A 7,739-nucleotide genomic window follows, 5' to 3' on the forward strand; every position below is an offset into this window, starting at 1 on the left:
GTTTTAACCGTTCGGCCCTGGAGCAGCGAAGCTACTCCGGTCAATAACTCTAGTACTTTCAATCTATTAGAGCAGATTTTCTGCTTTTAAGACATCTCCGCCTCGGGCGAAGCAAACTGTATTTGCAGGACTGGAGACAGTCTGGAGCAGCGAAGCTACTCCGGCGCTCTAGTAACTTTCCGATCGCCAATACCGTCAGGTATTGTTAGCGTAATGAAAACTGTATTTGTATGACTGATCGCCAGCGCACCATCTGCCCCCCTGCAGACATATAAGATACAATCCCGGAACCCTAATCCTTCTTAACGCTGAGGACCAAAACGGGGATGCGCACTGAAAACTCCGACTTAAGGATTCGGTTCTTCTCCCAGAGCGCGGAAAAAAATCCGCGTTTCCTTCTGAAAACACAGAGTAAATCCGGTTGGTATTCCTTGAGGTGTTCGAGTACCCCCAAATACGTTTTGGCTTGCTCCGTAAGTGTTACATCGGAACTGACATCCATCAAAGCCGTATTGATTTTTAAATCCTCATCGGTGTACCCGGGAGTTTTCACAAGTATGAGGCTGATTTTGGACGAAAACTCCTTCTTAATGGCGATCAGCGGGTTGAGTATACGGTTCCGCTTCAGCACCCCGGATTTGAAAGCTGTAAGTATTTTCTTATAGGGTGTGAATTTCACCCCTTTTGGCACTATGAGTGTAGGAATATCTGTACGTTTAATTATGCTCCCGGAGGTACTTCCCAAATAGTTCTCCTCGTCCACCTCTACAGATCTGGGAGCGATAATAATCAAATCTATCCCAAGTTCAGCATCGATCTCTTTCAACCCGTCGATGAGGTCTCCGGTATATGTGGCTGCCTTCAGGATCACCGATTTAGTGTCCACGTGGCTGATCACTTCCCGAATCCGCTCCCGACTACTGGCCAGAAACTTCTCAGATGTATTGGCAAGGTCCCCGGCCCTTGTACTTACATTGAGGACCTCCATAACATAAACCACAGCATCAAAATGAGCTGCAAAGTCCACGGCATATTGGAGCGTTTCATATGAATCCTTAGAATTCCCAACAGGCACCAGAAAATTTTTCATACAATCGGATTAATTTGACCATTTAAATTTACAATAAAAAGCCTGAACCGTTATCATGCCTCAAAAGTCAAAAAAACATCTTATAGATTGACAGCACAGCCCCGGGTCTGTTTACAGGTTTTTTAATATCCCGGTACTCCGCGTATCTTCGCCCGGTGAATTCAGCCCTTACTTTTGCCAATATCAACAAGCTTGCAATTCCCGCCCTTATCGCCGGAATCGCTGAGCCTGTATTGAGCATCACAGATACTGCTATTGTGGGCAATATTCCCGAAAAAGGTCTTGAATCTCTTGCAGCAATAGGGATTGTCGGGGCCTTCCTAAGTATGCTCATCTGGATTCTCGGGCAAACCCGTTCTGCAATTTCAGCAATCATTTCCCAATACTACGGTGCCGGAAAATTATCTGAGATCCAAACGCTCCCCGCACAAGCCATCGTAATCAATATCGGGATTAGCATTATTATTTTATTGGTTTCCCTTCCCTTTAGCAGGGAGATTTTTGAACTTCTAAATGCCTCGGGGGAAATTCTCGATCGATGTGTTGCTTATTATGAAATACGGGTATGGGGATTCCCGCTTACTTTATTGGTCTTTGCCATCATGGGTATTTTCCAGGGCCTTCAAAACACTGTTTGGCCCATGCTCATCGCCATTACGGGCGCCGGATTAAATATAGTGCTGGATTTTATCCTCGTTTACGGGGTTTCTTCATGGCTTCCCCCAATGGGCCTTGAGGGTGCTGCCTGGGCAAGTCTTATCGCACAGGGGGTGATGGCCGTAATGGCACTTTGGCTACTTATGACCCAGACCTCTGTCCGGCTCCTTCCAAGATGGCCCCTGCATCCTGAGCTAAAACGACTGATCGGCATGGCCCTGAACCTCTTTGTGCGAACCCTCTCCCTCAATGTCGCCCTGTTATTTGGGGTGCGGGAGGCTACAGCCCTCGGAGATCAAGCTATAGGAGCGCATACCATAGCCGTTAATCTCTGGCTTTTCTCGGCCTTTTTTATCGATGGGTACTCCGCTGCCGGAAAAATCCTGGGGGGACGTTTCCTGGGCGCAGGAGACTATTCGAGCCTTTGGCTACTGAGTAAAAAAATAACGCGATATGCCCTGTGGGTCGCTTTGCTGCTCATGCTCCTCGGGGGGGTGTTCTATTATCCGATAGGACGTATATTCTCGTCCGAACCCGCTGTATTGAATGCTTTCTACAGTATTTTTATTATCGTAATTCTGGGAATGCCCATCAATACTATTGCCTTCGTCTTTGACGGCATATTCAAAGGATTGGGTGAAATGCGATACCTGAGAAATGTATTGCTCCTGGCGACGTTTCTGGTATTTTTACCCGTCCTCTATGCAGGAAAGGCACTGAATCTCGGGCTTTATGGAATCTGGATCGCATTTACATGCTGGATGCTGATTCGGGGAGGCACCCTTATCTGGAAGTTCCGGAGAAAATTTCGCCCCCATCTGCAAAACCTCTAAATTTGAAGTAAAACCATGGAAACAACTCGCAAAGAGGGAAGTTTATACACCCGTATTGATGAAGGTCTGGCCATTCTGGAATTTGGCCACCCGGCGAGCAATTCATTGAATTCGATACTGCTCGACCGGCTTTGCCGGGAATTGGAAGCGCTGAGTGAAAATCCGGAGGTTTCTGCCATCCTGATTCAATCCGAAGGGGACCGAGCTTTTTGCGCGGGGGCTTCCTTTGACGAGTTGCTCCAGGTTTCAACACCCGAACAGAGCAAAACTTTTTTCAGTGGGTTTGCCCGACTGATCAATACCATGCGCACCTGCCACAAACCCATTGTCGGAAAGATACAGGGTAAAGCTGTGGGTGGTGGTGTCGGGCTGATCGCCGCCTGTGACTACGTCATAGCCTCCGATAAAGCATCTTTGCGTCTCTCAGAGCTCGGGATTGGAATTGCCCCTTTGGTTATTGCCCCAGCCGTGGCACGAAAAGCGGGAGTTTCAGGACTGGCTGAAATGACATTGGCTCCTTCGGAGTGGAAAAGTGCCTACTGGGCGAAAGAACGGGGTTTATATTCAAAAGTCTTTGAATCCCGCGCCTCTTTAGATAAGGAATCGGAATTTTTTGCACGCGACCTCGCGTCTCAATCCCCCCAGGCCCTGAAGCTGATAAAGCAAGCCCTGTGGGAAGGAACCGAACACTGGGGTCAACTACTCACAGATCGGGCTGCCATGACCGGGAAACTCGCCCTTTCCGATAGGGCTCAGAAAACCATAGCCGAATTCAAGAAGAAATCCTGACCCAAAGACTAATCGAAGCATCCCGGTGTTTTGATACAGCAAATGGCGCCCGGATATTTTACGGCTCTGGATAGACCTTGTGGTTATGAGCTAGAATGCCTGATTCACCCCAAAATAGAAACCGCTATTGCCATCTTCCCCGATCCCTACATCCAGTCGGACCAGGGTGTTCTGTTGTTTTAGGATTTTGAAGCGAATGCCCCCACCGGTACTGAATTTGGGGTCCTGGAAGAAATTCTGGGTGATATTGGACACTTCTCCCATGAGCCCAAAAGCAGCCAGGCTCCACCTGGGATGGAATCGCCAGCGATACTCAGCCGTCAATACATACATTTGGTCATCGATAAAACGTCCGGCAAAATATCCCCTTGCCATATTACCCCCTCCGAACTGGGCCTTCGCCTGAAAGGGTACATCGCCAAAATTGTTTTGCACGTATAATCGCAGGGCTAGCAGGCCCTTTTCACGGATCGGGCGATACGCCCGTAGATCGGTTTCAAACCTGTTAAACCCGTGCGTAGCACCGAAATTCTCACTTGAAAACTGTCCATTGAAAGTTACATAATACCCTCCGTGCGGATCTTCAACCTGGTCCCGGGTGTCGAAATTAAAGATCGCACCCAACCCCACGATTACGGCCCGATCACTCCCGGGAACCTCCCCGGAATCGAGAATCCCTCCAGCTTCCACCTCTGTAACCTCATGGTTTTCAAAATTAAAACGAAACCCAAAATTAAGGGAGGGAGGGAGCCTTTTAAGAAAATCGACCCTCACTTTATGACTTGTCATATCGTAATCCTCCACATTGTCTTCCGGGGTATCATTTCCTATTCCCCAAAATTTATTTGGGTAAATGCGAAATTCATAGGAGCCATCAAGATAGTAGTCTCCCTTGCCAAAATACACCTGGGGTAAAGCCTGGATGATAATCTGATTATTGGCGGTGTAAATCCCCGTGAAGAGAATGTTTGATTGTCTGGCCCGAAAAGTGTTGCTCTCCCCGGTCAGGAAAAGCTGCCCGCCCCCTCCGAATCCAAATCCGGTTTCAGGGGTACTAAAGAGAACGGGGATTCCGATCAGCTTCAGATTCCCACCTGTTTTAAGCGTGTCAGAGCGAACAATCCCTTTATCCTTGCGCTGCCCGAAGGTGTGGAGGGAAACCCCTAGGAGTAGTATGATTGATAGAATCCATCTCATCAGAAGAAAAATTCGTCCAGTAATACGTTAAAGCCAAAAGAGAAAAAAGTGGTATTGGAGAAAATCGACTCTGTCCTGCTGGTTTGTTCAATAGTCGAGACAAAATCAACATCTATCCAAGCCAGATTAGTCCCGAGCCCTACGTCGAGTACAATCCGATCAGATATAACATAGGCAAAGCCGAGGCGGATCCGTGTGGCAAAACCCGGGCCTTCTGCCTTTTCTTGGATAAGCCCCCCTCCGGGTTCCACAGTGGCCGATTCGCGGATTCTAAAATACCCCGGCAACACACTCATATAAAGGGAGCCATAGGGTTCTTTTAAAAAATAATAGCTAAAAGAAGGCCCTACCAGCAAAGATTCGGATTCCTTTTTAATCAGGCCGTTTCCCGTATTTGAATTCACGAATACATTTGCCCCGAGAAACCACCGGTCTTTGAAAAAAGTACCTGTAAAAATTTCCAGGCCATAGGAATTTGCGGAAACCAGATTGTCTGAGGATTCTATATTCAGGGTACTCGAATTAAATGTGCCGCTGAGACCACTCAGCCATCGCCCTTTCCGGAAAGGTGTCAGCACACTATCCTGTGAAAGGTTGTCCGGGGAAATTTGCTGGGCCGTCCCCGAAAAACAATATAAATAGGCCGCAAAGACAATAACCAATGACCTCGTGAAAACTATGCGCGACATTATTTTGTGTTAGTTGTTTTATTTTTCCCCATTCAAGATCTGATGGGTTATCCGAAAAGAGTCTCGCTTTATTCTTACTCTAAGATAGGCAAATGAATTAAGGCTAGTGCCCTTTGTGGGAAGATCCTTTTGTATTCCGTAAATCCTTTTACTGATACCCTGCCGCCTGTAGCCGGAAAAGCTCCGCATAGAGACCATCTTTCTGTAACAACTCTTCATGGGTGCCTAATTCGAGGATCCGCCCATCCTCGAGAACCAAAATACGATCGGCCATACGCACTGTACTAAACCGATGCGAAATGATAATACTGGTCCGGCCTTTGGTCAGCGCAATAAAACGCTTAAACACCTCGTACTCTGCACGGGCGTCCAGGGAGGCTGTAGGCTCATCGAGTACCATGACCTCTGCATCCTTCATATAGGCGCGCGCAAGGGCGACCTTTTGCCACTGACCACCACTGAGGTCCTGCCCCCGGTTGAACCGCCGGCCCAGTTGTTGCTCCAACCCCCCGCTCAACGCTGCAATCACCTGGTCGGCAAGGCTCTTTCGGGCGGCATCCTGTATCAGCGGGGTATCGTCAATCGCCTCGATATTGCCCACGGCAATATTCTCCCGAATCGTAAATTCGTACCGGAAAAAGTCCTGAAATATAACGCCGAAACGGTCCCGATACGCCTGTTTATCAAAACGTGAAATATCTGTACCATCCAGGAAAATCCTCCCTTTTGTCGGCTCATAAAACCTCAGCACGAGCTTTATCAATGTGGTTTTTCCAGCTCCATTCTGTCCGACAAATGCCATTTTCTCACCGGCCTTCAACGCAAAAGAAATCCCTTTTAAAGTTGGAGAATTCGCCCCGGGATACGTAAAATGAACATCTTTAAACTCAAATCCACTGCGGATTTTGTCTGGCATGGGAATCGGCTCATGTTCGGGTTTGGGAATTTTAAGATCGATAAAATCAAAATAATCCTTCAGGTACAGGGCGCTTTCAGAAATGCGGGTAAACCTGGAGAAAAAAGACTGGAGGCTTCCCTGAAGCCGGTTAAAGGATCCTGAAAGGAAGGTGAGTTCCCCCAGGGTGAGAAAACCCCCAAGCGTCTGGTAGATGATCAGCACATAGGCCCCGTAATAGGACAGAATACCCAGCAGGTTAAATAAGCCGCCAAAAATACTCTGCCGGATAGCGAGTTTGCGGTTGAGCAGGTAGTACTCATGTGCGAGGTTTTTAAATCGTTTGGCTATAAAGCCGGTCAGCCCGAAAAGCTTGACTTCCTTGGCCGTCTGGCTATTGGCCCCTATATACCTGAGGTAATCGAGTTCCCTTCGCTCACTGGTCCAGCTGCGGGCCAGGGAGTACCGGTCTGAAGAGTACTTTATCTCATTGATAAAGGAAGGGATAACGCTTAAAATTAACAACAAGATCAGCCAGGGTTCAAAATAGATGAGTCCACCGATGAGGGAACCCACTGAAAGCAGTCCTTCGGCCTGCCCCAGAACATTGCTCATCAGGTTGACCCGACTGTTGGTCTGCGTTCGGGCCCGCTCCAGTTTGTCGTAGAATTCAGGATCTTCGAGTTGTTCTAAGGTGAGTTCCTGGGCTTTTCTGATAATGCGTTCAGAAGAGGAATTCGAATAAAGGTCCCCTAAAAGGCCATCAGTAAGATTCACCACCCGACCCAGTAAATCGGACAGCAGGGCGACCCCTAATTCAATGCCGACATACACCCATAACTGGTCAATATCGGCTGTCCCCACCTCGAGGAGATGCACAATTTCATCTATAATCAATTTCCCGATCCAAAGCAGGACGACGGGGCTGAAAGCCTTAAGAAAACGGGCCAGGGTGTTGATTAGAAAAAGTCCCGGTGCCGCCCTGTAGATTTCCGAAAAAAAACGGGGGATCGAACGCCATCCCTTAAAGGAATCCTTCAGATCGATCCGATCCTTATCTGTTATGGATTTTAGTCGGGTACGCCGCATATTCCTGCAAGTTAATGAACTCCTCCAATCCATATAGGGCCCCGGTCAGACATTATTCCTACTTTTACACCGTTAAAAGCACAGGCGATGGCACGCATACGGATTACCAAAGAATTTACATTTGAAACCGGACATGCACTCTATGGATATGACGGTAAGTGCCGGAACGTGCACGGGCACAGTTACCACCTCTCAGTAACGGTAATCGGCTCCCCCATTGAAGAAACGGGCCATAAAAAGCTCGGTATGGTGATTGATTTCGGGGATCTGAAAACCATTGTAAAGGAAGAAATAGTCGATCCTTTTGATCACGCTACTGTATTTAACGGCAGTACGCCCCACCTGGCATTGGCCAATACCCTTAAGGAAAACGGACACAAAGTAATCCTGGCCGATTACCAGCCCACCTCAGAAAATATGGTTGTCGATTTTGCCGATAAAATTCGAAAACGGCTGCCCGACGGGATTCAGTTGCATTCCCTGAAACTTCGGGAAACCGG

Annotated in this window: 7 protein-coding genes; 3 read left to right on the forward strand and 4 right to left on the reverse strand. The window is 48.0% G+C overall.

Translation table 11 applies throughout. The features are described from left to right. Positions 1–292 precede the first annotated feature (292 nt). On the reverse strand, positions 293–1,090 hold the full coding sequence (locus WBV75_RS05560; RefSeq protein WP_424119654.1) for a universal stress protein: 798 nt from the start codon (positions 1,088–1,090) through the stop codon (positions 293–295). Positions 1,091–1,245: 155 nt separating this feature from the next. Between WBV75_RS05560 and WBV75_RS05565 the strand changes: the two genes are divergently transcribed. Next, the gene (locus WBV75_RS05565) at positions 1,246–2,580 is read left to right on the forward strand and encodes an MATE family efflux transporter (RefSeq protein WP_424119655.1); all 1,335 of its coding nucleotides are present in this window, start codon (positions 1,246–1,248) and stop codon (positions 2,578–2,580) included. Between the two features lie 15 nt (positions 2,581–2,595). Further along, the gene (locus WBV75_RS05570; protein ID WP_424119656.1) at positions 2,596–3,369 is read left to right on the forward strand and encodes an enoyl-CoA hydratase/isomerase family protein; all 774 of its coding nucleotides are present in this window, start codon (positions 2,596–2,598) and stop codon (positions 3,367–3,369) included. Between the two features lie 90 nt (positions 3,370–3,459). Here the strand turns inward: WBV75_RS05570 and WBV75_RS05575 are convergent, their stop codons facing one another. The 3 genes from WBV75_RS05575 to WBV75_RS05585 form a co-directional block, all read right to left on the reverse strand. Next, positions 3,460–4,566, reverse strand: a complete 1,107-nt coding sequence (locus WBV75_RS05575; protein ID WP_424119657.1) for a BamA/TamA family outer membrane protein — start codon at positions 4,564–4,566, stop codon at positions 3,460–3,462. Then, positions 4,566–5,255, reverse strand: a complete 690-nt coding sequence (locus tag WBV75_RS05580) for a hypothetical protein (protein ID WP_424119658.1) — start codon at positions 5,253–5,255, stop codon at positions 4,566–4,568. Before WBV75_RS05580 ends, WBV75_RS05575 begins: the two co-directional genes overlap by 1 nt. Positions 5,256–5,403: 148 nt before the next feature. After that, on the reverse strand, positions 5,404–7,239 hold the full coding sequence (locus WBV75_RS05585) for an ABC transporter ATP-binding protein (RefSeq protein ID WP_424119659.1): 1,836 nt from the start codon (positions 7,237–7,239) through the stop codon (positions 5,404–5,406). An 87-nt stretch (positions 7,240–7,326) separates the two neighbouring features. Between WBV75_RS05585 and WBV75_RS05590 the strand changes: the two genes are divergently transcribed. Continuing rightward, the coding region (locus tag WBV75_RS05590; protein WP_424119660.1) for a 6-pyruvoyl trahydropterin synthase family protein at positions 7,327–7,739 on the forward strand (413 nt) is incomplete at its 3' end.

The sequence above is a fragment of the Robiginitalea sp. genome (genome assembly GCF_049588695.1).
Lineage (GTDB): Bacteria > Bacteroidota > Bacteroidia > Flavobacteriales > Flavobacteriaceae > Robiginitalea.

Excerpts from the sequence above, each read along its gene's own strand:
- WBV75_RS05585 (WP_424119659.1), bottom strand. The coding sequence starts at position 7,239 with ATGCGGCGTACCCGACTAAAATCCATAACAGATAAGGATCGGATCGAT.
- WBV75_RS05580 (WP_424119658.1), bottom strand. The coding sequence starts at position 5,255 with ATGTCGCGCATAGTTTTCACGAGGTCATTGGTTATTGTCTTTGCGGCC.
- WBV75_RS05560 (WP_424119654.1), bottom strand. The coding sequence starts at position 1,090 with ATGAAAAATTTTCTGGTGCCTGTTGGGAATTCTAAGGATTCATATGAA.
- WBV75_RS05570 (WP_424119656.1), top strand. The coding sequence starts at position 2,596 with ATGGAAACAACTCGCAAAGAGGGAAGTTTATACACCCGTATTGATGAA.
- WBV75_RS05575 (WP_424119657.1), bottom strand. The coding sequence starts at position 4,566 with ATGAGATGGATTCTATCAATCATACTACTCCTAGGGGTTTCCCTCCAC.